Source organism: Micromonospora sp. NPDC000207 (assembly GCF_040300925.1).
Classification (GTDB): Bacteria; Actinomycetota; Actinomycetes; order Mycobacteriales; family Micromonosporaceae; genus Micromonospora.
This window is the reverse complement of sequence record NZ_JBEPEQ010000062.1, coordinates 1-24,570: the sequence shown is the minus strand read 5'-3', so window position 1 is coordinate 24,570 and position 24,570 is coordinate 1. Positions and strand designations below refer to the sequence as shown.

General features: G+C 72.0%; 22 protein-coding genes and 1 pseudogene. 14 read left to right on the top strand and 9 right to left on the bottom strand.

Annotation, left to right across the window (positions count from 1 at the left end; translation table 11 throughout):
- From ABT336_RS16750 to ABT336_RS16710, 9 genes are all read left to right on the top strand, one after another.
- Nucleotides 1–798 carry a CpaE/TadZ family protein gene (locus ABT336_RS16750; RefSeq protein ID WP_350897509.1) on the top strand — a complete coding sequence of 266 codons (798 nt, stop codon included), beginning with the start codon at nt 1–3 and terminating at the stop codon, nt 796–798.
- Nucleotides 788–2,326, top strand: coding sequence for a TadA family conjugal transfer-associated ATPase (locus ABT336_RS16745; RefSeq protein WP_350897508.1), 1,539 nt, complete (start codon nt 788–790; stop codon nt 2,324–2,326). The genes ABT336_RS16750 and ABT336_RS16745 overlap by 11 nt, the downstream gene beginning before the upstream one ends.
- A 64-nt stretch (nt 2,327–2,390) precedes the next feature.
- Nucleotides 2,391–3,230: a type II secretion system F family protein gene (locus ABT336_RS16740; RefSeq protein ID WP_350897521.1), complete on the top strand. Its 840-nt coding sequence runs from the start codon at nt 2,391–2,393 to the stop codon at nt 3,228–3,230.
- Nucleotides 3,230–4,093, top strand: coding sequence for a type II secretion system F family protein (locus tag ABT336_RS16735; protein ID WP_350897520.1), 864 nt, complete (start codon nt 3,230–3,232; stop codon nt 4,091–4,093). The genes ABT336_RS16740 and ABT336_RS16735 overlap by 1 nt, the downstream gene beginning before the upstream one ends.
- A gap of 25 nt (nt 4,094–4,118) precedes the next feature.
- Nucleotides 4,119–4,319 (top strand): hypothetical protein, encoded by a 201-nt coding sequence (locus tag ABT336_RS16730; protein WP_350897507.1) that lies wholly within the window; start codon nt 4,119–4,121, stop codon nt 4,317–4,319.
- A gap of 53 nt (nt 4,320–4,372) precedes the next feature.
- The gene (locus tag ABT336_RS16725; RefSeq protein WP_350897519.1) at nt 4,373–4,798 is read left to right on the top strand and encodes a TadE/TadG family type IV pilus assembly protein; all 426 of its coding nucleotides are present in this window, start codon (nt 4,373–4,375) and stop codon (nt 4,796–4,798) included.
- Nucleotides 4,795–5,301, top strand: a complete 507-nt coding sequence (locus ABT336_RS16720; protein ID WP_350897506.1) for a TadE/TadG family type IV pilus assembly protein — start codon at nt 4,795–4,797, stop codon at nt 5,299–5,301. Before ABT336_RS16725 ends, ABT336_RS16720 begins: the two co-directional genes overlap by 4 nt.
- A complete protein-coding gene (locus ABT336_RS16715; protein WP_350897505.1) occupies nt 5,298–5,744 on the top strand; it encodes a Tad domain-containing protein in 447 nt (148 codons plus the stop codon). Before ABT336_RS16720 ends, ABT336_RS16715 begins: the two co-directional genes overlap by 4 nt.
- Nucleotides 5,745–5,758: 14 nt before the next feature.
- The gene (locus tag ABT336_RS16710) at nt 5,759–6,892 is read left to right on the top strand and encodes a LysM peptidoglycan-binding domain-containing protein (protein WP_350897504.1); all 1,134 of its coding nucleotides are present in this window, start codon (nt 5,759–5,761) and stop codon (nt 6,890–6,892) included.
- A 106-nt stretch (nt 6,893–6,998) separates the two neighbouring features.
- Here the strand turns inward: ABT336_RS16710 and ABT336_RS16705 are convergent, their stop codons facing one another.
- Nucleotides 6,999–7,850: a Rieske (2Fe-2S) protein gene (locus tag ABT336_RS16705; protein WP_350897503.1), complete on the bottom strand. Its 852-nt coding sequence runs from the start codon at nt 7,848–7,850 to the stop codon at nt 6,999–7,001.
- A 105-nt stretch (nt 7,851–7,955) separates the two neighbouring features.
- On the opposite strand from ABT336_RS16705, the gene ABT336_RS16700 reads away from it, so the two are divergent.
- Entirely contained in the window at nt 7,956–8,888 is a 933-nt protein-coding gene (locus tag ABT336_RS16700) for a hypothetical protein (RefSeq protein ID WP_350897502.1), read from the top strand.
- 15 nt (nt 8,889–8,903) lie between these two features.
- On the opposite strand, the gene ABT336_RS16695 is transcribed toward ABT336_RS16700, so the two are convergent.
- The 8 genes and pseudogenes from ABT336_RS16695 to ABT336_RS16660 all read right to left on the bottom strand — a co-directional run.
- Nucleotides 8,904–9,947 carry an NlpC/P60 family protein gene (locus tag ABT336_RS16695; protein WP_350897501.1) on the bottom strand — a complete coding sequence of 348 codons (1,044 nt, stop codon included), beginning with the start codon at nt 9,945–9,947 and terminating at the stop codon, nt 8,904–8,906.
- 14 nt (nt 9,948–9,961) lie between these two features.
- On the bottom strand, nt 9,962–10,447 hold the full coding sequence (locus tag ABT336_RS16690) for a poly-gamma-glutamate biosynthesis protein PgsC/CapC (protein WP_350897500.1): 486 nt from the start codon (nt 10,445–10,447) through the stop codon (nt 9,962–9,964).
- Complete coding sequence (gene pgsB / locus ABT336_RS16685; protein ID WP_350897499.1) at nt 10,444–11,724, bottom strand: poly-gamma-glutamate synthase PgsB; 1,281 nt, start codon at nt 11,722–11,724, stop codon at nt 10,444–10,446. Before pgsB ends, ABT336_RS16690 begins: the two co-directional genes overlap by 4 nt.
- A gap of 3 nt (nt 11,725–11,727) precedes the next feature.
- Nucleotides 11,728–13,917 carry a HAMP domain-containing protein gene (locus ABT336_RS16680; protein WP_502891193.1) on the bottom strand — a complete coding sequence of 730 codons (2,190 nt, stop codon included), beginning with the start codon at nt 13,915–13,917 and terminating at the stop codon, nt 11,728–11,730.
- Between the two features lie 132 nt (nt 13,918–14,049).
- Nucleotides 14,050–15,078, bottom strand: coding sequence for a CapA family protein (locus ABT336_RS16675; RefSeq protein WP_350897497.1), 1,029 nt, complete (start codon nt 15,076–15,078; stop codon nt 14,050–14,052).
- 284 nt (nt 15,079–15,362) lie between these two features.
- Nucleotides 15,363–16,832, bottom strand: coding sequence for a dihydrolipoyl dehydrogenase family protein (locus ABT336_RS16670; protein WP_350897496.1), 1,470 nt, complete (start codon nt 16,830–16,832; stop codon nt 15,363–15,365).
- Nucleotides 16,833–17,898: 1,066 nt separating this feature from the next.
- Nucleotides 17,899–19,215 (bottom strand): cryptochrome/photolyase family protein, encoded by a 1,317-nt coding sequence (locus tag ABT336_RS16665; protein WP_350897495.1) that lies wholly within the window; start codon nt 19,213–19,215, stop codon nt 17,899–17,901.
- Between the two features lie 218 nt (nt 19,216–19,433).
- Nucleotides 19,434–20,339: pseudogene (locus tag ABT336_RS16660) on the bottom strand (phytoene/squalene synthase family protein); the annotation flags it as partial.
- 64 nt (nt 20,340–20,403) lie between these two features.
- Between ABT336_RS16660 and ABT336_RS16655 the strand changes: the two are divergent.
- The 4 genes from ABT336_RS16655 to ABT336_RS16640 all read left to right on the top strand — a co-directional run.
- The gene (locus ABT336_RS16655; protein WP_350897494.1) at nt 20,404–21,558 is read left to right on the top strand and encodes a polyprenyl synthetase family protein; all 1,155 of its coding nucleotides are present in this window, start codon (nt 20,404–20,406) and stop codon (nt 21,556–21,558) included.
- A gap of 31 nt (nt 21,559–21,589) precedes the next feature.
- A complete protein-coding gene (gene crtI / locus ABT336_RS16650; protein ID WP_350897493.1) occupies nt 21,590–23,071 on the top strand; it encodes a phytoene desaturase family protein in 1,482 nt (493 codons plus the stop codon).
- Entirely contained in the window at nt 23,068–23,691 is a 624-nt protein-coding gene (gene idi / locus ABT336_RS16645; RefSeq protein WP_350897492.1) for an isopentenyl-diphosphate Delta-isomerase, read from the top strand. The genes crtI and idi overlap by 4 nt, the downstream gene beginning before the upstream one ends.
- Nucleotides 23,681–24,570 (top strand): MerR family transcriptional regulator (locus ABT336_RS16640; protein ID WP_350897491.1); only part of this gene is annotated, 890 nt, incomplete at its 3' end. The genes idi and ABT336_RS16640, both read left to right, overlap by 11 nt.

Here is a 24,570-nt window from a genome sequence, read left to right as displayed (position 1 = left end):
GTGGCGATCGTCGCGCTGGTCTCCGCCAAGGGGTCGCCCGGTGTCACCACCACCGCGCTGGCCTGCGCGCTGGCCTGGCATCGTCGCCTGATCCTCGCCGAGTGCGACCCGGCCGGGGGTTCGGTGATGGCCGGCTACCTGGGCGGGGTGCTCAACGGCCCCCGGGGCATCGGTGAGCTGGCCGTCGGTGAGCTGCGCGACGGCAACCTGGAGCAGGCGTTCTGGTCCCAACTGGTCGACCTCGACGCGCCGAAGCGGGAACGGCTGCTGCTGCCCGGGGTGGTCGACCCGGCCCAGGCGGGCAGCGTCACCCCGCTGTGGCAGCGGTTCACCGACTTCTTCGCCGACCTGGAGAAGGGGCAGCCGCCGTACGACGTCCTCGTCGACTGTGGTCGGCTGCACGTGTCCGGCCCGCCCTGGCCGGTGCTGCGGGCGGCCACGGTGGTCCTCCTGGTCACCCGGGCGAACCTGCCGGACCTGTCGGTCACCCGGTCCGTGGTCCGGACCATCGAACGGGACTTCGTCGAACACCGGGTGCCCTCGGGCACGCTCCGGCTGCTCCTGGTCGGCGACGGACACTCCGACGCCGAGATCACCAAGGCCCTGCGGGTCCCGGTGATCGCCCGGATACCCGACGACAGGCGTACCGCTGAGGTGCTCACCCTCGGTGGGACAGTCCGGGCCGGTCGGCCGCTGATGCGGGCGGCGCGGGGGCTGGAGGGGCCGGTCCGGGCGATGCTCGAACACCGTCGGGCCCGGGTGGCCTGGCCTGCGGAGGAGGTGCCGGATGCGGTTTGAGCCGGTCCAGCACGACCCGCGCGGCCCGCAGCCCGGGGTGACCTCGATCGCCCCACCGATGGCGGCCCCGAACGGGCATCCCCCGCCGCCCCAGCATCCGGCCCCCACCCCGGTCGCACCGCCTCCACCTGTGGAGACGCCGTCCCGCCGGGCCGACTTCGCGGTGGTACGGGAGCTGCGCCGGGAACTGAGCGAACGGCTGACCCTCTGGCAGCGCGGTCGGGAGTTCACAGTCGAGGAGGAGGACGTCGAGCGGGCCCGGCTCGCCGTCGACGTGGTCGCCGGGTACGCCGACGCGATCCGTCGGGCCGGCACCCCCATGCCCGCCGGTGAGGAGCGGATCCTGCTCGACCAGGTGACTGCCGAACTGGTCGGGCTGGGCCGGTTGCAGACCCTCCTCGTCGACACCTCCATCGAGGAGGTGCACATCCTCGGCTGCGACCAGATCCGGATCACCCGGCACGGCGGCGGGGTCGACTGGGGGGAGCCGATCGCCGACAGCGACGCCGAACTGGTGGAGATCCTCCAGGCGGCGGCCCGCCGGGCCGGGGCGACCGAACGGTCCCTGTCGACCTCCAAGCCCACACTCGACCTGCAACTGCCCGACGGGAGCCGCCTCGCGGCGGTGTTCCTGGTCAGCCAGCGCCCGTACGCGGTGATCCGCAAGCACAACACCCTGGACGTCACCCTCGACGACCTGGCGGGTGGCCGGGCCGACCTCGACGAGATGGTCGACCCGCTGCTGCGCGACTTCCTCCGGGCGTCGATGCGGGCCGGGCTGAACATCATGGTGGCCGGGCTGGCCGGGGCGGGAAAGACCACTGTGTTGCGGGCCCTGATGGCGGAGATCCCGCCGGACGAGCCGTTCGTGTTGTTGGAGGAGAGCCGGGAACTGCTCCCGACTCGCGACGGCGGCCGGCACCGGGCGGTGATGAGCTTCGAGGCCCGGGAGGGGCACGGCGAACGCGGACTCGACGGGCGACCGGCGGGTGAGGTGAGCATCGCCGACCTGATCCCGGTCTCCCTGCGGATGGGCGTGCTCCGGATCATCGTCGGGGAGGTCCGGTCCCGGGAGATCGTGCCGATGCTCCAGGCGATGACCACCAGCCGGGGGTCGCTCTGCACCATCCACGCCCGCACCCCGGCGGGGGTGAGCGAGCGGATCATCGAGCTGGCGCTCTCCCACGGTCGGGAGATGACAGTCGAACAGGCCCGCCGGATGGCCGGCAACGCCCTGGACCTGATCGTCTACGTCAGCGTCGAGGACGAGACCGCGATCGGCGGTCGCAAGCACCGGTTCGTCTCGTACGTCGACGAGGTGGTCGGGGTGGGCGAGGGGAACCGGATCGTCACCACCGCCGTGTTCGCCCCCGGCCCGGACGGCCGTGCCGTCCCCCGGCACCTTCCCGAGCGGGTACGCGAACAGCTGCTCCGGGTCGGCTACGACGCCCGGCTGCTCAGCCGGTGGATCGACGCGGGCGCCGGGGCCTGGCGTCGTCCCCGCCACACCCGGCTGGCCAGGCGGTGAGGCGGCCGTGACCAGCAGCATCGAACTCGTCGCGGTGCTCTCCGGGGCGGCCTGCGTCGCCGGGATGATCCTCGCCGTCGTCGCCCTGGTCGGCACCCGTCGTCCGGCCCGCCCCGCCACCGGTGCCGGGTTGCGCCGCCTCTGGATCGGCCCCGGCACCGGTCGACGGGAGCAGCGTCGACACCAGCGCCTCCTGATCGGCGCGGTGGTCGTCGGGGCGGTGGCCTTCCTGCTGACCGGGCTGCTGATGGTGGGGCTGCTGGTCGCGATCGCGGTGCCCGGGGTTCCGTGGCTGTTCTCCGTCGGCCGGGCCGAGCAGCAGGCGATCGCCCGGGTCGAGGCGGTCGGCGAGTGGACCCGCCGACTCAAGGACGTCTCCGCCGTCGGCCAGGGCCTCCAGCAGGCGATCATCGGGACCGTCACCACCGTCCCGGAGCAGATCGAGGAGGAGGTACGCGTCCTCGCCGCCCGACTCCAGGCCGGTTGGTCGGCGCGGGCCGCCCTGCTCGCCTTCGCCGAGGAGATCGGGGACCCGGTCGGCGACCAGGTGGTGGCGGCGCTGATCCTGCACCTGACCGATCGGGGGGAACGCCTCGGCGACGTACTCGGGTCGATCGCCGCCGCCGCGTCGGCCGAGGTGGCCACCCGACGGGAGGTGGAGGCCAAGCGGACCCAACCCCGGTTCGCCGTCCGGTTCCTCACCGGGATGACCCTGGCGACCCTGGCGTACGGGCTGCTCAACGCCGAGTACATGCAGCCGTACGGGACCCCGACCGGGCAGCTGGTGATGATCGTCCTCGGGGCCGGCTTCATCGGCCTGCTGGTCTGGGTCCGCACCATGAGTCAGCCACCTCCACCGGCCCGCTTCCTGCCCGCCCCCGACCCGGAGGAGGCGCTGCGGTGATCCTCAGTTGGCAGCTCACCCTCGCCGTGGTCGGTGGTGGGGTGGTCGGGTTGGGGTTGTTCCTCCTCGTCCAGGAGGCCCTGCCGGCCACCCCGGCGCTGGGGCCGGCGCTGCGTCGGCTGCACCAGCCCCCGGGGACCGGCCGGTCCACCGGCAGCCGTCGGCTGGACTGGCTCGGCGGGGCGACCCGGTGGATCCGGCCACCGCATCGGGAACTGGCGCTGATCGACCGGACCCCGGAGCAGTACACGCTGTCCCTGCTGCTCTCCGCCCTCATCGGGTTGGCCGCCCCGACCCTGCTCGGGACTGTCGCCTTCCTCGCCGGGATCGGGATGCCGCTGGCCCTGCCGGTCTTCGGGGGGATCGGCGCGGCTGCCCTCTGCGCGCTTGTCGCCCACCGGGACGTACTGAACCGGGCCGACCGGGCGCGGGCCGAGTTCCGCCAGGCGGTCTGCGCCTACCTGGACCTGGTGGCCCTGCAACTGTCCGCGGCGCACGGTCCGGTGCAGTCCCTGGAACGGGCGGCGATGGTCTGTGACGGGTGGGTCTTCGACAGGTTGCGGGAGTCGCTGCGGATCGCCCAGATGCAGATGCACTCCCCCTGGGACGAGCTGCGGGACCTGGCCGACAAGTTGGGCATCCCGGAGCTCGGCGACGTCGGGGCGATCATGCGGGCCTCCGGCAGTGAGGGTGCCCAGGTGCACGAGACCCTGCGCGCCCGGGCGGACTCGCTGCGCGACCAGATCCGCACCGACAACCTGGCCCGGGCCGAGGGGATCACCAGTCGGTTGGACATCCCCGGTGCGTTGCTGGTCTTCGTCCTGCTCGGTTTCGTCGCCTACCCGTTCGTCGCCCGTCTCTAGCCCCTTCCATCCCTAGGAGCAACCCATGCGTCTCGTCGCCTACCTGCACGTAGTGCTCTTGACCCGCCTCACCGAACTGCGCCGGGCCGGTGACCGGGGGGACAGCCCGGTCCCCACGGCCGTGATCATCTTCGGTCTGGTGGCCGCTGCGGCAGCCGTGACCCTGGTGGTCCGGAGCCGGGTCGACTCCTGGATGAACGCCGTCCCCGGCCCGCCCGCGCCCTAGCGACAGTGCAGAAGTCGTCGCGGTCCCGTCCGCTCCGAGGCGTCCACCGCCGGATCACGGCAGCCCTCCGCCCGGCGCGGGACCACCTCCGTGCCCGGTCCGACCGGGGAGCCAACCCTGTCGAACTGGCAGTGGTCATGCCGGTGATCCTGGTGCTGCTGTTCGCCTCGATCCAGGTCGCCGTCTGGTTCGTGGCCCGCTCCACAGCGCTGCACGCCGCGCAGAGCGGGGTCAACGCGCAGCGGGTCCACCAGGCGCAGCCGGGGGCCGGTGAGGCCCGGGCCGTCGGGTTCCTCGACGTCGCCGGGGACTGGCTCGTCGACTGGGACCGGCCGGGACCGGTCTGCACCACCACCACGACCACTGTGACCTGCACTGTCACCGGCCGGTCCCTGTCGGTGGTGCCGGGGGTCGACTTCCCGGTCCGGCAGACCGCCCACGGCACCCGGGAGCGGTGGACCACAGGGGACACCCCGTGAGCCGGACGCCCACCGGGGGACGGCAGGAGACCGGCCGGGGACGCGGACGGGACCGGGGCTCGGTCTCGGTCGAGGTGGCGATCCTCGCCCCGGCCTTCTTCGCGCTGATCGCCCTGGCCGGGGTCGCCGGGCGGACGGCGATCGCCGCCGAGGCGATCGAGTCCGCCGCCCACGACGCCGCCCGCGCCGCCTCGATCTCCCGGGATCCGGTCACCGCCCGGTCGGCGGCAGGTGACGCCGCCCGGGTCCGACTGGACTGGTCGGAGCTCGACTGCACCGAGCCGCCGGCCCTGCGGTTCACCGGCTCGGTCGGGGGGCGGGCGGCCACCTTCGACGCGGCCTTCGGCACCACCGCCGACCAGTCCAGCGCCGTGTCCGTCCGGGTCACCTGCGTCGTGTCGTTCGCCGACTTCCGGCTACCCGGAATGCCGGGGATGCCCGTCCGGCGTGCCGTCTCGGCCGAGTTCACCTCCCCCCTGGACCGCTACCGGAGTCGGGGATGACCGGGCACCAGCGCCCCGGCCCGTCGCCGTACGACGACAACGGGCGGGTCAGCCTCTTCCTGGCGGTCGCCCTGACCGGCGTACTCGCCATCATCGGGTTGGCCTTCGACGGCGCCGGTCAGCTCCGGTCGACGCAACGGGCGCAGAACCTGGCGGCCGAGGCGGCCCGCTCCGGCGGCCAGTCCATCGACCGGGCCAGGGCGATCGCCGGGGGCAGCAAGGAGATCGACGAGGGCGACGCCCGCGCCGCAGTCCGCAGCTACCTCGCCGCCGCCGGGGTGACGAGCCACTCGGTTACCTTCCCGGTCGTCGACGGCGAGAAGCACATCCGAGTACGGGTCGACGTCGGCTACGACCGGTTCCTGCTCGGCCTCTTCGGCTTCGGTAACCGGGTCACCGTCTCCGGCGAGGCAACCGCCCGCACCCTCACCGAAGGTCCGTAGGAAGGAACGCAGCCATGGTCGCACCGCGTGGCACCGCCGTACGGCGGACGGGACAGGTCCTCACCGGACTCGGCGCGCTCACAGTGCTCGGCGCGGTACTGATCGGCGGCCCGCTGGCGCTGGTCGCCCTCGCCGGCAATCCGCTCCCCGACCACGTACCCACCCTCGCCGAGGTCGGCACCACCCTCACCAGCCGGGACGACGGGCAGCTCTTCCTGCGGGCACTGGCCCTGGTGGGATGGTTCGGGTGGGCGACGTTCGCCCTGTCGGTGCTCGTCGAACTGCTCGCCCAGGTCTTCCGCCGACCGGCACCCCGGATCCCCGGGATGGGCCGCCAGCAGAAGGCCGCCGCTGCGCTCGTCGGCGCGATGGCGCTGATCGTCGTCGCCAGCCCGGCGGCGACCGCCGCCACCACCCTGGCCGGCCCGTACGCCTCCACCGCGACCGGGACTTCGCAGACCGCCCCGGCGGCCGTGACCCAGGCCGCCCCGGTCGCCTCGACGCACGCCGCAACCGGACCGGGCGGGCTCACCGCGCACCTCGCCGGTGCCGGGGCGGACCGGTCCGGGTTGGGTCCGGCCGCACCGGCAGTGAACCCGGTGTACCGGGTGGCGAAGGGCGACTACCTGGGCACCGTCGCCGAACGGTACCTGGACGACTTCGCCGACTACCGCGAGGTGGCCGAGCTCAACCGGTTGAAGAACCCGGACCGGATCCGCCCCGGCCAGCTGCTGAAGCTCCCCGCCGAAGCCGACGACCAGGGTTCCCGGGCGCACGCCGCCGGTCGGCTCGTGGCCCGGCCGGCGACCCCCGCCGACCCGGTCGGGCCCGGCCACGACGCCCCGCCCGGCCACGACGCCCCGGCCGAGTCGCCGACCCCGGACGCCGCCGCGCCCCCGGTCGACCAGCCGCACCCGGACTCGCCCGACCACGGGTCGGGTACCCCACCCCTGTTGGCCGCCGGGGCCGCCCGGGGCAACCACGACGACGGGGTCAACAGGCCGCTCGCGGTCTCCGCAGTCCTCGCCGTGGCGAGCATCGTGGGCGCGCAGATCGGTGCCGTCCTCGGGCTGCGCCGCCGACCGGCGGTCCCTCGCGCGACGAGTGGGTCCGGTGGTGGCCCCAGCGGTCGACACCGCCGCGACTGACACCGGCCGTCCCGGCCGCGAACCGACAGTGGCGTCCCCCCGGGCCGCGACCGACAGTGGCCGGGACTGCTCCGGGCCGGGAGGGACGGCCCGGACCGGCCGCCCGTCAGGGCAGCCGGGTCTCCAGGACTCCGTCGACCACCCGGGTCGGCAGGGTCTGCTGGTCGTTGCCGGACGGACCGTGGACGACCTCGCCGCCGTTGAGCCGGAACGCGCTGCCGTGCCAGGGGCAGACCACACAGGCGTGCCCGTCGATCTGCTGCACCTCGCCCTCGCCGAGCGGGCCGCTCTGGTGCGGGCAGCGCTCCAGCATCACCGTGACCTCGTCACCGTGCCGGTAGAGGATCACCGAGACGTCGTCGACCTGCCGGGTGAGCAGTTCCCGCTGCGGCAGGTCGGACAGGTCGGCCAACGGGTGCCAACCGTCGCTCATCCGGTGCAGTTCGGAGACGCTCTGGTTGACCTGCGCCCCCTGCTTGTACGCCAGATGCCCACCCAGGTACGCCCCGGCGCTGGCGGCGGTCAACCCGAGATAGCTCAACGTCCGGCCCAGCCCGTGTCGACCGTTGAGCCGGGCGATCGACGAGCCCGCGTACAGCGTCAACCCGACGATGTTGGCACCGGCGTGGACCAGCCCCACCCGACGTTGGTCACGGGAGAGCGCCGCCCAGTCGTTCCACCCGGCCACCGCCGCCGGTACGGCGCTCACCGTACCCAGGGTGACCAGGGCGGTCGCCGCCCGACGTTGACCGGGCAGGAGGTCGACGACGGCGGCACTGAGCCACGCCCCGACCGGCACCTGGACCATCGCCGGATGCAGGGGGTGGCCCAACCACACCCCGTGCAGGAAGTCGCGCACCCGCTGGGGACGCAGGGTTGACTGGACCACCCGCTGCATCCGGTCGCCCACCCGGTCCAGTCGGCTGGCCTGCTCGATCCTCGTCAGCAATGCTCGCACCCGTACCGACTTCCCGGCGATCGGCGCGGCAAACCGGTCATCAACGACGAAATCCGTCGGGCGGCCGACGATGCCGGGGTGCCACGGCTCTGCGAAGCTTGCCGGATGACCGTACCGATGGAAGGTGTCGCCCGGTCCGTCGTCGACCCGGGCCGACGCGGGCTGCTCGTGGTGGCGGCTGCCGCACTGCTCGCGCCGTCGGGCTGCGCCGCCGGACGGCAACCGGCCGACCCCCCGCCGACGGTGGACCCGGAATCCCTGGTCGGCGAGGTGATGGCGGGCCTCTCGCCGACCGGGCCGTACCGCGATCCGGACGCCGGGGAGCAGCGGCAGGCCCGCGACGCGGCCAAATCGTTGCTCGACCCGGACGACCGGGCGGGCCAGGAACGGGCCTTCGGCGGGCTGGGTTTCCGGTTCGGGTACGGCGTCGACCCGGTGACCGACCGTCCCACCACCGCGTTGGCCGCCGACGGCTCCGACGAGCGCACCTGGGGGGTGGTCCTCGTCGACCGGAGCGCCCCGGTACGGCGGGTGATCGAGGTGCCCCATCCGGGCTTCGACATCAACACCGAACTGATCGGGCTGGACCTGTACCGGCGGGTCCCCGGAAGCATCCTGCTGATGGCGGGGGCCCACCGTCGGGCGGCGGACGGCGCTGCGGACGTGGCCCACAACGACAGGTCCCTGTTCCACCTCCTGGCGGTCGAGTTCGCCCGGGCCGGCCTGGCGCAGGTGCAGGTGCACGGGTTCGCCGACCGGAACCTTCGGGGGGCCGAGGCGGTGGTCTCGACCGGGTCGGCGGCGCGAAACACCCTCGCCGAGCGGATCGCCGACGGGCTGGCCGGTGCCGGGATCTCCCCCTGTCGGGCCTGGGTGCAGCGGTGCGGGCAACTGGAGGGCACCCGCAACCAGCAGGGCCGGTCGGCGGCCGAACTGGACGCCGTCTTCGTCCACCTGGAGCTGGGCTGGTCGGTACGGCGCAACGCGGCCGGACGGGACCGGGCGGTGGCCGCTGTCGCCCCCCACCTCGACACCTGACCACCGGCACCCGGGTCAGAGGCGGCGGGCGGTACGCCAGCGTTGTGCCCAGTAGCCGGTCCCGTCGAGGGTCGACTCGCCGCCCAGGTCCCCCATCGTCGGACCGTTGGCGGTGGTCCGGCTGGAGATGAAGCGGTGGTGTCCCCGGTCGTCCACCCCGAGATAGATCCCGGAGTGTTCGATGTTGGCCCCCTGGACCGGGCCGGCGTTGAAGAAGAGCAGGTCACCGGGGAGGAGCCGGTCGAGTTCCCGGGCTCGCCGACCGGTGTTCGGCATCAGCAGGGTCCCCGGGCCCACCGACGCCATCGCGGTGGCCCGCCGGGGCAGGCCCGGCCCCTTCTCGTTGGTGCCCAGCAGGGGGTAGCCGAGCCGGTATCCGTAGACCATCCGGAGGAAACCGGAGCAGTCGAGGCTCAGGAAGTGCGCCGGGGCGGGCTTCTCCTCCTTGTCGGGGAAGCTCCACGGGATGCCGAGGTAGTCGTAGAAGTCGGAGTTCTCCGCCCGCCCGTCCGGGTCCAGGTCGGACAGCGGCCCGAAGGCGGCGTCACCCGAGTACTGCCGACCGTCGGCGTCCTTCTTCGGCGCTCCCAGGTAGGTGTACTCCATCGCCACGGCCAGCACGTCGGCAGACCGGTCCCGGCGGGCCTTGGTGAGCCAGTCGGCGAACCACTTCTCGTTCTCCGCCCCCGCCCGCCAGGTCCGGGGGGCGAGCCGTACCCAGTGGTCGAGGTGGACCTTCGCCTTGGTGAAGCGGGGTTCGGCGAGCGTCCGGCGCGGACCGGCGAGGTGCGCCGTCCGAGACCCGTCGGTCATGATCGCCACGGTCGCGCCGGAGGCGTCGACGATCTGCGTACGGTCCGGGGCGGTGAGCCGTCGGTAGCTCAGTCCCGGGCCGGTCGGGGCTGCGGTCGCCGGCCCCTGGGTGCCGAGGGTGAGCACGTACTTCGGGGCGGGCGGGCGGGCCACCGCGTACAGCACGGTGCTGCCGCCCACCAGCAGGGCGAAGGCCCCCACGGTGAGCAGCACGGCCTGCCGACGGGAGTAGGTCCGGTAGTTCACTGTTCTCCGAAGGGTCAGGTGACCGGGACGAAGCCGGCCACGACGCCGCTGAACGCCACCCCGTAGGTGATGGCGGTGACCAGTGCGGTGGCGATGACTGTGGCCCGGGGCGGCTGCCGGACGAGCTGGTACGCGATGAGCCCCGGCGCGACGAAACCGAGGGTCTGGTGGGCGAAGAGCAACGGCAGCTCCCCCTGGACCAGCACGAAGAGGCTCATCTGGAGGAACACGCTCAGCAGCACGATCGCCGCGAACAGGCGCTTGCCGTAGAGGATGACAATGCGTTGCATCAGCCGGGTGAGGCCGTACGTCACCACGGTCATCACCACGATCACCCCGGCCTGGAGCGGATCCTCGATCAACGCGAGGGCGATCCACCCCGGCGTGATCATCCCTCCGGGGGACAGGTTCGTGGTCAGGTAGCACAGCAGCGCGAAGACCAGACCGATGCCGAGGCAGGCGGTCGCCAGTTGGGCGCTGAGTTCTCCCCCGAAGGTCACCGGCGGATCCTTTCCATCAGGGGTACGGTCGCGGCGTCCACGTCGGGGCGGGGCACCGTCGGGGTCCGCAGCATCGACTCGGCCCGGCCCTGGTCCTGGGGGTCCCAGCTCGGCAGGGCGGCCAGTTCGTGCAGGAGCACCTCGCCCTGACCGTGGATGTTGCCCACCGCGACGATCGAGGAGTCCTGCCCGGTGGCGGCGAGGACCTCGGTCAACAGCCGGTCCGGGGGGATCTTCCCGCCGAGGTCGACAACCCGGTCCTGGAGTTCGGCCGGGACGTTGGTGCGGGCGCTGCGGGTCATCTCCCCGATCAGCACGATGCTCTCCGGGCGTACCCGGCCGCTGAGGGCGCCCATCTGACCGTTGCGTTCCATCCGGTCGGGTCGGCAGTTGACGACCATGGTCAGCGGGCGACCGACGAGCCCCTGCTTCTCCAACTGCTCGATGTTCATGAACGTCGACTCCGGGTCGTTGGCGGCGAAGATGTTCGCGAACCGGACCCGCTTGGTCCCGTGCAGCACCCGGGCGACGGAGAGCACCCCCGGGTCGGGCGGGGCGGCCCACATCCCGGCGAGGGCACTCTGCCTGTCGACGCCGAGCTGCTCGGCCACGGCCAACGCGATGGCCACGTTCTCCTTGAACGTGATCCACCCGAACCCGGCCATCTCCCTGTCGGTCACCGTCTCCGGGTCCACAGCCAGCAACCGGCATTCCCGCTTGGCGGCCTCCTGTTCGAGGATGGCCAGCCGGTCCTTCTCGGCGGTGATGCAGACCCCGCCGACCGGCATGGACCGGGACAGGGACCGGGCGACGTCGTCGAGGGTGGGGCCCATCTCGGCGAGGTGGTCCTCCCGTACGTTGCACAGCACCCCGATGTTCGACCGGATCAGCTTGCTCTGGTTGATCTCCTGGAGCGCCGGCATCACCGCCATGCACTCGATCACCAGGGCGTCGGGGTGGTACACGGCGGCCCGGCGGACGATGCCGATCTGTTCGACGACGTTGGCGATGCCGAACTTGCGGTGTACCGGCTCCTCGCTGGCGTCGGGGAAGATGAACCGGGCCGCCGTCCCGGTCGTCTTGGCCACCACGACCCGGTTGCCGCCGCGCAGCGCACCGGCACAGAGGCGGGTGATCGAACTCTTTCCCCGGATGCCGTTGACGAGCACCCGATGCGGAATCCGCTCCAGGTTGCGGTAGTGGTTGCGCTGTTCGACCACCCCGGCGACGAGCAGGGCGAGGCAGCAGAGACCGTAGACGGTGTAGAGGTAGGCCACCGGTCAGCCCTCTCTGGCCGCGGTCGCGGCCGGCCGCCGGACTCGGGGCAGCACCTTGGTGAAGTTCGCCTCCGAGCCTCGGATCCGGATGGTGCCGCCGAACCGGGCGGATCCGGTGTGCCGCACCTGGCGGCAGATCTCCAGACACATCGCGACCGCCCCGATGTCGTCGTGACGTTGCGGGGGGACGGGGACATCCACCGAGCCGTCGGCGATCCGGTCCGCGACGGCGGCCAGCCGGCGCAGCGGCCGGACGAAGATGTAGAGCTGCCACATCTGGGTGAGCAGGACGATGCCGACCACCGCGCCGGCTACCAGCAGCGTCCAGCGCCGCTCGATGAGCTGCGGCAGGCGGAGGGCGGCGACCTGCTGCTCGACCACCACCGACCATTCCAGGTGGGCGACGGTGACCGGAGTGGCCAGACCTGCGGCGGCGATCAGGACCGGTTCGCCGTCGGCGTCGGCGGATCGACTGACTGTGTCCCCGGGCAGCGCCTCGACCGCCACCTCCCGGGCCGTGTCTCCTTCGAGGAGCTGGAACGCCTGGTATCCCACCGAGTCGAGGACGGTCCGCAGCTCCGAGTCGACCACCCGGACCCGGCCGTCGATGCGCCGGACCAGACCGAGGAGGCGGTCCGGGTCGAACTCGCCGATCAGCGCATGGCCGTCGCCACGGACACGGTGGTACGCGTACACCACCGGCAGCCGGGTGATCGACGGGTCCAGGTGCACTCCGGTCTCGCCGGGAAGCGGTCCGGTGGTGCGCAGCGGCTCCCGACCGGCTCGTGTCAGTACCGTGCCGTCCCGGTCGACGAGGTAGAGCGCCCGGAGTCGACGTTCGTCGGCGAGTCCCTTCTCGACCAACCGGGTGGCACCCGTCCGGTTACCCGGGTCGACCGAGCGGGCGACCTGCCGGACCGACTGGAGGCCCCCGTCGAGGGCGTTGCCCAGTGCGCTGCTCGCCTCCTCCGCCCGGTTCTCCTTGTCGTTGACGAGTTGGGCCGGGATCGAGGCGGTGGGCATCCGAAGTGTCACCACCACCGCCGCCACCGGCCAGAGCAGGGCGATCACCACCGCGACGGTGAGCCCCTGGAGGACCGTGGGACGCCACCGTCGTCCCGGGGCCAGTCCCGCCCCGGAGGTGAGGGCGAGAGCCCTGTCGATCCGGTACGCCTCGACGATCCGGTACGTCGGGCGGGTCGTGGTGGTCGCGCCACACGCGTCGGCCTTTGCCTGTCGCAGCAGCGCCCGCACCGGCCGGACCAGGAACATCCGCATCAGCAGGAAGGCCGGGGCCGCCACGGCGAGCAGGCTCAGCCCCAGGAGCAGTCCGGTGACCGCCGACGTCCCCTCGGTCACGTCGGCGGTCAGGACGGAGGCGACCACCAGGCCGGTGCCGCGTACCGGTGCTGACGAGACGACGAGCCGACGGTCGGACCACTCCTTGACCAGCACCTCGCGGCTCTGCCGGGAGGTCGACTCGGGCAGTCCTTCCAGGATCTTCGGCAGGTGTGTGGCGTCGACGGCGTTGGCCCCCTGCATCAGGCTGGTGCCGCCGTCGGGGGTGAGCATGAAGATGCCGTGTCCGGCGTCCGGGTTCAGCCGGAGGTTGCGCATCGTCAGGGGCTGGACGGCAAGCAGCGTCCGATCCGGGTCCAGGACGACTCCCCGTACCAGCATCGGGTCGTCGGGGGTGGTGACGGCGACTGTGCTGCCCGCCGGCAGGACGGCCGGCAGCAGGCCGACCGGCACCTCGGCACCTCGGGTGGCTACCGGACGCCGGTCCGCGTTCGCCACGATCGCCGCCCCGATCCACGGGCCCCCGTCGGCGACCACCCGGGCGAGGAGGTCCTCGTCGGTCGCGCCGCCCCGCCCGGCGACGGTGCCGTCCAACTCCTCGGCTGTGGTACGCGCCGAGGTCTGGATCGCCGCCGCCAGGCGGGACACCAGGTCGAGCTGGGAGTCGACGACAGCCGGCGGTACCGCGCGGTCGGCGTTAACCGAGAACCCGAGGATCGCCACGGCCACCACCAGCATGGTGGCCCAGAGGTAGGCCAGGGATGGTGCTGTCGTCCCGGCCGGGAAGGCCGCTGCCGGCAACTGCTGGTCGAGGGCCCGCCGACGCCAGGCGAGCAGCTGTTCCGGCGAGTCGTCGGGGGATCGGGGTACGGAGCGCACCTGATTGTCCAACACCGAACCCTGTCGCCCTCCCGGTCAGACCCGACCGACCGGACGGATCACCGGCAAGATCGACCGGCGCCGGAATGCTAGCAATCCTCGGTTCCCGGTTCGAGAGGTACGACAAAACTGTTTGTTTGATTGTCGTCACTGACCCGGCGGCGGTGTCGCCCGCACCACCAGACCTGCTTCGTCGGCGGATCTGGTGAGCAGATTTCCCTGGATCCGCTCGACTGCCGCCTCGTAGATCCGCCGTCGTCCGGGCGTCAGGGACGGATCGGCCAATTCGCGTTCCAGATCGACCAAACGGATATCCGGATTCAGATCCACAAAGGTGGGAATCGCCTCTATGGCCACCACTTTCCACCGATCGGCGGCAGACTTCGAACCGAAGGTCACCCGGATCATGGCCCCGTCGCGGTTGGCGTTGACCGGCTCGGCGTGCCGCGCCAGCTGGTTGCCCATGCCGTAGACGATCCACTTGCCGTTTACCTGCTCGACCGGCTGGACGACGTGCGCGTGGTGACCGAAGACCACGTCGACGTCCCGGATCGCCGCCACCCTGCGGGCCCAGGTCTGCTGGTCGACGTCGGGCTCGTGCTCGTACTCGGTGCCCCAGTGCAGGCTGACCACGACGATCTCGGCACCGGCGGACCGGAGACGGCGGGCGTCCTGCTCGATCCGGTCCGGGTCGATGAGCTGCGCGATCCAGCCCTGCCCGGGCTTCGGGCGCAGCCCGTTGAAGCTCTTGGTGTAGCTCAGATGACCGATCCGCACCCCCTGCGCCCGGTAGATCCGCAGCTGGGTGGACTCCTTGCGGCTGCGGTAGCTGCCGGTGTGCCCCACCTCCGCCCGGTCCAGGGCGTCGAGGGTCCGCCGGACGCCGTCGAGTCCCTGGTCGATGGTGTGGTTCGAGGCGGTCGAGCAGCCGTCGTACCCGACGTGCTTGATGCCCGCGATCACCTCCTCGGGGACACTGAACCTGGGAAACCCGACGTAGGGCCCCCCGGGCGGGGCGACCGGGGTCTCCAGGTGACACAGGGCCAGGTCGGCCTCCGACACCGTGGACCGGACTCCCGCCATCATCGGCCGGAAGTCCAGGTAGCCGAAGGAACCGTCGCGGCGCGCCTGGTCCCACAGTTGCGGGTGGACGAGGATGTCACCCGCCCCGAGCACCGAGACCGTACGACCGGAGACCGAGACCGGTGCTCCGACCGGCCGGGCCGGGCCAAACTGCGGTTCCTGATCGGACGACCACGGTCCGACGTACCAGATCGTCGCGGCGGCGACAGCCACTGCCGTCAGGCAACCGAGGGTCGCCCGGGCCGGTTCCGGAAGTCGCGTGAGGAAAGAGGCTCTGCTCGACACCGCGACAGGCTATTACGGCCGCTCGCCATCACATGTCGCACAGCCAACTGACAATTTGTCCAATTGTATCGGAATATGCAGGCATTCGACGGTCACTTGAGGTCGCGCAGGGCGTCCTCGATGGCCCGGTGAAAAGTGGGATAGGCGTAGATCATGTGGCGGAGTTGACTGATCGGAACCGCCGCGTGGATCGCCACCACCAACCCGGACAGCACCTCCCCACCCGCCGGACCGACCGAGGTGGCCCCCACCAGCACCCCCTGGTCGGCGTCGGCGACCAGCTTGATCAGGCCGTCTCCCCGATGGATCCACCCCCGGGTGGACGACTCCAACCGCCCCACCCCGACCTGCACGTTGACCCCACGCTCACGGGCCTGCCGTTCGGTGATGCCCGTCGCACCGACCTCCGGATCGGTGAAGGTGACCCGGGGCAGTGCCCGGTAGTCGGCCCGGGGAACCGTACCGGCGGCGGCACCACCGACCGCCCCGCCCACCGCGCTGACCGCCCCCGCCGCTCCCCCGACCACACTCGACGTACCGCTGGCGTCCGGACCGGCCTCGGCCCGGCGGGCGTGGTCGAGCACGTCGGCGACGACGATCGCGGCCTGGTACATCGCGATGTGGGTGAAGGCCCCCTCACCGGTCAGGTCACCGACGGCCCAGATCCCCTCCGTGACGTGCATCCGGTCGTCCACAGGCAGGTACCGCTGGTCGGCGGTGACCCCGACGGTGTCCAACCCCAACTCGTCCAACTGAGCCCGGCGGCCAGTCACCACCAGCAGCCGCTCGCCGGTGAACCGCCTGTCGTCCTGGGCGTACACGGTGAACCGGGATCCGTCGTGGTCGACCCGCTCGGCGCGGACGCCGGTCTCGATCTCGACACCGTCGGCGCGCAGCGCGGCGGCGACGACGTCGGACGCCTCCGGCTCCTCGACGGCCAGGACCCGGTCGGACGCCTCCAGGACCGTCACCCGGACGCCGAACCGGGCGAAGACCTGGGCCAACTCCAACCCGATCGCCCCACCGCCGAGGACCACCAGCTCCGTCGGCAACTCCTCGACCTCGATCGCCTGATGATTCGTCCAGTACGGCGTCTCGGCGAGCCCGTCCAGCGGCGGGATCGACGGCCGGGTCCCGGTGCCGAGGACGATCCCGTGCCGGGCCTGGAACACCCGGTCGCCGACGCGGACCCGACCCGGTCCGTCGAGTCGCCCGGCACCCCTGACGAACCGGCCCCCCTTGCCGACGAACCGGTCCACGGCGGCCCGGTCGTCCCAGTCGTCGGTCGCCTCCTCGCGGATCCGCCTCGCCACCGGTGCCCAGTCCGGGCTGACCTGCACAGTCCCGGCCAACCCGTCGACCCGACGGGCCTCGGCGAGGGCGTTCGCCGCCCTGATCATCATCTTGCTGGGAATGCACCCCCAGTACGGGCACTCCCCGCCGACCAGGTCACGTTCGACCCCGACGACTGTCAGACCGGCCTCGGCGAGTTTCCCGGCGACCTCCTCGCCGCCCACGCCCAGCCCGACCACGACCACGTCCACCAGCTCCGGATCAGCCATCCCGCCAGCATCACCCATCGACGGCCGTTCCAGCCACCGATGTGCCCGAATTCCTCTCTCCAACCACCAACCCACCTTCCCTTACCCGCTCCCCACTCCCGCCCCCCCCACTCCCGCTTGCCGCTCCCTGCTCACCGCTCCCCCGCTCGCCGCTCCCGTTCCCGCTCCCCGCATCCCCGCTACCGTTGCCGCCACATAGATCTTGGACACTTGTTGTCAGCTACTGACAACAAGTGTCCAAGATCCCGGAGATGCGTCGGGTGCACGGCTTGCCGTGCACCCGAAAACGGGCAACGCGACACAGCGCGAGAACGCGGTGGCGAGACGCGATACGACGCTCAGCCGTCGTCGCGCATCGCAACAGGGTGTGGGTTACTGGCTTCTTCCGCCTCGGCGCGGTCCGGGCGTCCGGTTGGACGGGGTGCTGCTCGACGGACCGCCCCTGTGGCGTTGCCGGCCCGGAACGAATGCGGCGGCCCAGTCTTGAGTCGCGGGGTCGAACACCGGCACAGGAGGAGGAATCTCGCGATTTGCCGGCAGGGGCCGGAGGTTCACTTGCGGAGGAAGCATGTCGACGTTGGCCGGCAGCAACGGAGGAGACATCTCGGCAGAGGCTCGATGGCTCGGCGGAGGACTCGGCGATGGGCTCTCCGAGTAGGCCATAAACCCACGCACATATTCATTGAACTCGGCCCTCACACCTTGCAGCTTGTCCCACTGCTTCTGAACAGTCGAATGCGACACCAGGGACGAACCTCCCTTCAACGCCGACTTCAGGCCCCGATAGTGACGGTTCTCTTTCGCGAGCTCAGCAAGGTCCTCTTTGGTTTGGTCCAGCATCGCTAGTTCGAGCTGATCACTCGGGCTGAGCTCGCTGTCGAGCATCTCTTTCACCGAGTCATCGAGCCACGCCCTCATGACACTGACCTGGTCATGGCCTGGTCGAGAGGTGCCGGACGATGATGCGGATGAACCTGGGTTCGGCTTGCCTGTCTGCACGGGGTCGCCTGCTTTCGGGTTGGCTACGGGTCGGGCGTCGTCACTACGGACGGACACCCGCCACGGTTCACCGCAGCCAGGGCGGGGGTGGGCCGGGGGGCGGCAGCGGGGGTGGGTAGTCGAGCCCCTTGCGCTGCGCCTCGGGCAGTCGCCACGGCTGGTGGACGGCGACCCCGTCGACCGACGCCAACTCCGGTAGCCACCGGCGGACGTACGCGCCGTCGGGGTCGTACCGCTCGGCCTGCCGGACGGGGTTGAACCCCCGGTACGGGCGGGTGTCGGTGCCGGTCCCGGCCACCCACTGCCAGTTGCCGGAGTTGTTCGGTACGTCCCCGTCGAGCAGCCACCTGCCGAAGACCGCCAACCCGGCCCGCCAGTCCAGTTTGAGCTGCTTGGTGAGGTGGCCGCCGGTGATCAGTCGGGCCCGGTTGTGCATCCACCCCTCGGCGCGCAGTTGCCGCATCCCGGCGTCCACGATCGGGACTCCGGTCCGCCCCTCGGTCCAGGCGTCCAGGACGTCGGTGTCGTACCGCCAGTCCTCGGTGGCCCCGGAGCGGTAGGCGGTCCGGGCGAGGTCGGGGAAGGCCCCGGCGACCTGGTAGTAGAAGTCCCGCCAGCAGACCTGCCTGACGAACGGGTGTTCCCGGTCCCCGACCCGGTCGGCCACCTCCAGCGGGGAGAGGCAGCCGAACCGCAGGTACGGGCTCAGCCGGGAGGTGTGGTCACCGGCCATGTCGTCGTGGGTGTCGCCGTACCCGTCGTGGGTGGGCAGCCAGTCGCGCAGCCGGGACCGGGCGACGGTCTCGCCCCCGACGGCGGCGTCGGGGGACTCCCCGGCGGGGAGGGCCGGCAGCCGGCCCACCGACAGCCCACCCGGGAGGTCGATCTTCTCCGGTGCGGCCAGCCCGGTCCGCCAGTCGGTGGCCTGCCAGGCCCGGAAGTAGGGGGTGAACACCTTGTAGTGGTCGCCGCTGCCGGGTTGCAGGGCACCCGGGTCCACGACTGTCAGGCCGGGGAAGAGTCGCAGGTGCAGGCGGTGCTGTTCGCACTCGGCGCGCAGTCGGCGCTCGCGTCGGCGGGCGTACCGGCTGACGTCGGCAGAGAGGGCGACCGCCTCGGCCCCCACCTCACCGGCCAGCTTGATCGTCTCGGCCACCGGGTCGCCGTGTCGCACCACCAGGTCCCCGCCGAGGCCACGCAGGGTCTGCCGGAGGTCGGCGAGGCTCTGGTGGAGGAACCGGGTCCGGTTCGGGGACCGGTCGGCCAGGGTGGGGTCGAGGACGTAGGCGGGGACCACCCTGTCGAAGGCGGCGCAGGTGGTGGCGAGCGCCGGGTGGTCGTGCACCCGCAGGTCGCGGGTGAACAGCACGATCGCGGTACGCACCGCAGTCACCCGACTGCCGGTCGGGGCACCGGTGCCACGTCCACCACCGTCGGCGGCACCGCCTCCACCGTCGACGACACAGACGGCGACACCGTCGGCGACCCGGACGGCGACACGGACGGCGACCCGGTCGGCGACCCGGACGGCGACACGGTCTGCGGTACGACTGTCGGTGCGTCGATTCGGGGGGTCCGGTCGATGGGCGGCAGTTCGCCGGTCAGCTCGGGGCCGGGCACCACCACCGGGGTGCCGGTGGGGGTGAGCAGGGATCGGGCGGCCACCGACATCCGGCGGCGCTGCGGCACCGTGGCCCGCCGGACGAAGACGTCGTAGTCCTGCGCTGCCACCTCGTCGAGGATCCCGCCGTAGAGCGCGTACGCGGTCCGCATGCAGGCCTGCGAGGCGGGGTCGAGCAGGGTGATCCCGGGGGCTGCGGCGAGGTAGTGCGCCTGGGCGCGGGCGACCTCGTACCGGATGAGTTCCCTGATGGGTTCGGTGCTCCGGCCCCGTTGCCGGGCCGCGAACAGGTCGTCGCGGGTGACCCCGAAGGCGGCCAGGTCCTCGTCGGGCAGGTACGTCCGCCCCCGGTCGAGGTCCTCGGCTACGTCCCGGACGAAGTTGGTCAGCTGGAAGGCGAAGCCGAGTTGGCGGGCCGGTTCGCGGGCCGCCGCCCGGTCGGAGCTGCCCAGGATCGGCAGCATCATGGTGCCGATGACCGCCGCCGAGCCCTCCATGTAGTCGAGCAGGGCGTCGTAGGTGCGGTAGGAGGTGACTGTCAGGTCCATCGCCATGCTCTTGAGGAAGGACGCGAAGTCGTCCCGCTCCAGGTCGAACACGGCGATGGTGTGCAGGACGGCGGGGAGCAGCTCGTCGTCGACCTGTTCGCCGTGCAGCCCGGCGAGGAACCGTCCGGCCCAGTCGTCGAGGCGGGCGGCCCGCTGGGTGGGGGGCAGGTCCTCGGTCCGGTCGACGATCTCGTCGGCATACCTGGTGAATCCGTACAAAGCGTGCACATGCCGCCGTTTCCAAGCGGGCAGCAGCCGAGTGGCGAGATAGTAGGTACGGCCGTGTCGTCGGTGCAGCTCACGACAACGGTCATAGGCGGCGGTGAGGTCCATGTCCACCGGCTCTCCTCAAATTCGACGCACCAATCGACGCAACTCGTAACCCTAGGGTACGCTCGCCCACATGGCCAACGACGCAGTTGCGGATAATGCGCTCCGCCTGGCGCCGGCGAAACCGGCCGAGGGCGACGATCCGGTCCGCGCGGTCCTGGCCGCGTACACCCAAGACCTGGTCACGGCGGTGGACGACACCCTCACCGCCTTCCTCACCGCCGAAGTGGATCAGCTCACCGAAATCGACGCAGCGATGGGAGGTTTCGCCGCGACCGCACGCGACTGTGTGCTCTCCGGCGGCAAGCGGGTCCGGCCGACCTTCGCCTACTGGGGCTGGCGCGGGGCGGCGGGCAACGACGACTCCCTCCCCCCGGTGCTGCCGGCCCTTGCCGCACTGGAACTCCTGCACACCTTCGCGCTGGTCCACGACGACGTGATGGACGCCTCGGCGACCCGCCGAGGCCGACCCACGGCACACGTCGCACTGGCCGCCCAGCACGCCGCCGCCGGACACCGGGGGGACTCCGGCCGGTTCGGTGAGGCGGTCGCGGTGCTCGTCGGCGACATGTGCATGGTCTGGGCCGACCGGCTCATGTCCCACGCCACAGTCCCCGCCGACCGGCTGCTCGACGTGCGTCGCTGCTACGACCAGATGCGGGTCGAGACCGTCGCCGGGCAGTACCTCGACGTCCTCGGCGAGAGCGACGCGGCGAACTGGTCGGTGGACCGGGCGCTGCGGGTGGCCCGCTACAAGACGGCCAGCTACACCGTCCAACGACCGCTGCTCTTCGGGGCCTACCTGGCCGGGGTCACCGCCGACGATCCCCTGGTCTCGGCGTACACCAGGTACGGGCTGGCCGTCGGCGAGGCGTTCCAGCTCCGCGACGACCTGCTCGGGGTCTACGGCGATCCGGCCACCACCGGCAAGCCGGCCGGCGACGACCTGCGTACCGGCAAGCCCACCACGCTGTTGATGCTGGCCCGGCAACTGGCCGCCCCGGCCCAGCGACGGCTCCTGGAACGGGCCGGCACCGAAGCCGACGACCAGACGACAGCCGGGCTGGCCGAGATCGTCCTGGACACCGGGGCGGTCGACCGTATCGAGCAGATGATCACCGATCGGGTCACCGACGCGCTGGCCGCACTGGACGCCGCGTCGATGGACGAGACCGCGCGGACCGCGCTGACAGGTCTCGCCGCCACCGCCACCCGGCGGCAGGCATGATGAGCAGTCTTCGCAACAGGAGGTGGTCCGGGTGCGGACGGTGAGCGGACGTACGGACCGGGTGGTGGTCGTCGGTGCCGGTCTGGGCGGGCTGGCCGCCGCGCTGCACCTGGCCGGCAGCGGCCGACAGGTGACAGTAGTCGAGCGGGAGCCGGTGCCTGGTGGACGGGCCGGGCGGCTCTCCGTGGACGGGTACGAGTTCGACACCGGCCCGACGGTGCTCACCATGCCCGACCTGATCGCCGAGGCGCTCGGGGCCGTCGGCGAGGAGCTCTCCGACTGGCTCGACCTGACTCCGCTGGATCCGGCGTACCGGGCCTACTACCCGGACGGGTCGACCCTCGACGTGCTCACCGACACCACCCGGATGGCCGCCGAGATCTCGAAGCTCTGCGGCCCCCGCGAGGCCGACGGCTACCTGCGCTTCGTCGACTACTCCCGGGAGCTGTGGCGGCTGGAGCGGACCGACTTCATCGAGCGCAACCTGGACGCCCCGACCGACCTGCTCACCGGCAACCTGTTGAAGCTGCTGGCCTCCGGCGCGTTCCGCCGACTCCAGACCAAGATCAATCAGTTCTTCCGTGACCCGCGCACCCAGCGGATCTTCTCCTTCCAGGCGATGTACGCCGGGCTCGCCCCCCACGACGCGCTCGCCATCTACACGGTCATCGCCTACCTGGACTCGGTGGCCGGGGTGTACTTCCCGCGCGGCGGCATCCACGCGGTCTCCAAGGGCATGGCCGGTGCCGCCGAGAAGCACGGCGTCCAGTTCCGGTACGACACCACAGTCGAGCGGGTGGAGACCGTCAACGGGCGGGCCACCGGGGTCGTCACCACCGACGGTGAGCTGATCAAGGCCGACGTGGTGGTGCTCAACCCCGACCTGCCGGTGGCCTACCGGGACCTCCTGCCGCCCACCCGGACCCGCCGCCTCACCTACTCCCCCTCCTGCGTGGTGCTGCACGTCGGCTCGAAGCAGGGCTACCGGAAGATCGCCCACCACAACATCCACTTCGGCCGGGCCTGGAAGGGAACCTTCGACGAGGTCATCCGCCGGGGGCAGCTGATGACCGACCCGTCGCTGCTGGTCACCAACCCGAGCCGGACCGATCCTTCCGTCGCACCGGCCGACCGGCACACGTACTACGTCCTCGCCCCGGTGCCCAACCTCGACCGGGCACCCTTCCAGTGGCGCGGCGACCTCACCGAACGCTACAGCGACCAGCTCGTCGGCACCCTTGAGGAGCGCGGGTACGTCGGGTTCGGCGACGGCGTGGAGGTGCTCCGGGCGGTCACCCCGGCCGAGTGGGCCGACCAGGGCATGGCGGCGGGCACCCCGTTCGCCGCCGCGCACAGCCTCTTCCAGACCGGGCCGTTCCGTCCGTCCAACCTCCACCGCACACTGTCCAACGTGGTTTTCGTAGGCTCAGGGACCCAGCCCGGGGTCGGCGTACCGATGGTGCTCATCTCCGGCAAGCTGGCCGCCGAACGCATCACCGGAGGTACCCGATGACGTCCCGGGAGGGACACCCGGTCGAGTTGGTCGACGACTCCGGTACGCCGCTCGGCACCGCGAGCGTGGCCGACGCCCACCACCCGCCGGGCCGGCTGCACCGGGCCTTCTCGGTGCTGCTGACCGACGCCACCGGACAGGTCCTGCTGCAACGCCGGGCGGCGGTGAAGACCCGCTTTCCGCTGCGGTGGGCAAACTCCTGCTGCGGGCACCCCCGACCGGGCGAGTCACCGGTCACCGCCGCCAACCGTCGGCTCACCGAGGAGCTGGGGATCGGCCCGGTCGAGCTGACCGAGGTCGGGGTGTACGTCTACCGCGCCGAGGACCCGGAGACCGGGCGGGTGGAGTTCGAGTACGACCACGTCCTGCGGGGTGCACTCCCCGCCGACGTGGTGCCGGACCCGGAGCCGACCGAGGTGGCCGAACTGCGCTGGGCCGACCCCGGCGAGGTGTCGGCGGGCCTGGTCGCCGAACCGCAGACGTACGCGCCGTGGCTGGGCGGGGTGATCGACAGGTTCCTGCACCCCACGGACCTTCCCGGTCGGCCCACCGGCCCGGAGGGGACGGCCTGTGGTACGCCCCCGGCCATTGACGGTGCGGAGCCGTCGGGTGGCCGATGAGGCGCTGAGCGCGGGCGCTGTCGCCCGCCGGTTGGGCGTGGCCGTCACCACGTTGCGCACCTGGCACCAGCGGTACGGGCTCGGCCCCAGCGAGCACACCCCGGGTCACCACCGGCGCTACACCCCCGCCGACATGGCCCGGTTGGAGATCATGAGGCGGCTGACGGCCGACGGGATCAGCCCGGCGGAGGCGGCCCGCTGGGCGCGGCAGGCCCCCGACCTGACCGCCCCCGGCATCGCCGCCTCGGCCCGGGTCAACGGCGTACGCGACGACGGCGCGACGACCGTCACGCTCGGCCGGGCCGCAGTCGAACGGATCCCCGTCGGGCGGGCCGGTGGTGGGACCACGATCCCGGTCGGCCGGGCCGGTCCCGCCGCCCGGGGGCTGGCCCGCGCCGCGATGCGCCTCGACACGGTGGCCATCGCCACCACCATCACCCGACACCTGGCGGCCGAGGGGGTGATCGCCACCTGGGAGGGGCTGCTCCGTCCGGTGCTCGCCGGGATCGGCGAACGGCACGTCGCCACCGGCGGGCTGATCGAGGTCGAGCACCTCTTCTCCCGGTGCGTCTCCGAGGCGTTCGCCACCGTGATCCGCACCGACGCCACCACCGGACCGGCCCGGATCCTGCTCTCCTGCGCGGATGAGGAACAACACACCCTCCCGCTGGAAGCGCTCGCCGCCGCCCTCACCGAGGCCGGGGTGGCGTACCGGATGCTCGGTGCCCGGGTCCCCCCGGCCGCGCTGGTCGAGGCGGTGAACCGGACCGGGCCGGCGGGGGTGGTGGTCTGGTCCCATCTGCGAGCGACAGCGGAGCCGGGTCAGCTCGTCGCCCTCCTGGCAGTGCCCCGCCGCCCGCTGCTGGTCCTCGCCGCCGG

Excerpts from the sequence above, each read along its gene's own strand:
- ABT336_RS16740 (WP_350897521.1), top strand. The coding sequence starts at position 2,391 with ATGATCCTCGCCGTCGTCGCCCTGGTCGGCACCCGTCGTCCGGCCCGC.
- ABT336_RS16670 (WP_350897496.1), bottom strand. The coding sequence starts at position 16,832 with ATGGCTGATCCGGAGCTGGTGGACGTGGTCGTGGTCGGGCTGGGCGTG.
- ABT336_RS16700 (WP_350897502.1), top strand. The coding sequence starts at position 7,956 with ATGACCGTACCGATGGAAGGTGTCGCCCGGTCCGTCGTCGACCCGGGC.
- ABT336_RS16745 (WP_350897508.1), top strand. The coding sequence starts at position 788 with ATGCGGTTTGAGCCGGTCCAGCACGACCCGCGCGGCCCGCAGCCCGGG.
- ABT336_RS16730 (WP_350897507.1), top strand. The coding sequence starts at position 4,119 with ATGCGTCTCGTCGCCTACCTGCACGTAGTGCTCTTGACCCGCCTCACC.
- idi (WP_350897492.1), top strand. The coding sequence starts at position 23,068 with ATGACGTCCCGGGAGGGACACCCGGTCGAGTTGGTCGACGACTCCGGT.
- ABT336_RS16715 (WP_350897505.1), top strand. The coding sequence starts at position 5,298 with ATGACCGGGCACCAGCGCCCCGGCCCGTCGCCGTACGACGACAACGGG.
- ABT336_RS16655 (WP_350897494.1), top strand. The coding sequence starts at position 20,404 with ATGGCCAACGACGCAGTTGCGGATAATGCGCTCCGCCTGGCGCCGGCG.
- ABT336_RS16710 (WP_350897504.1), top strand. The coding sequence starts at position 5,759 with ATGGTCGCACCGCGTGGCACCGCCGTACGGCGGACGGGACAGGTCCTC.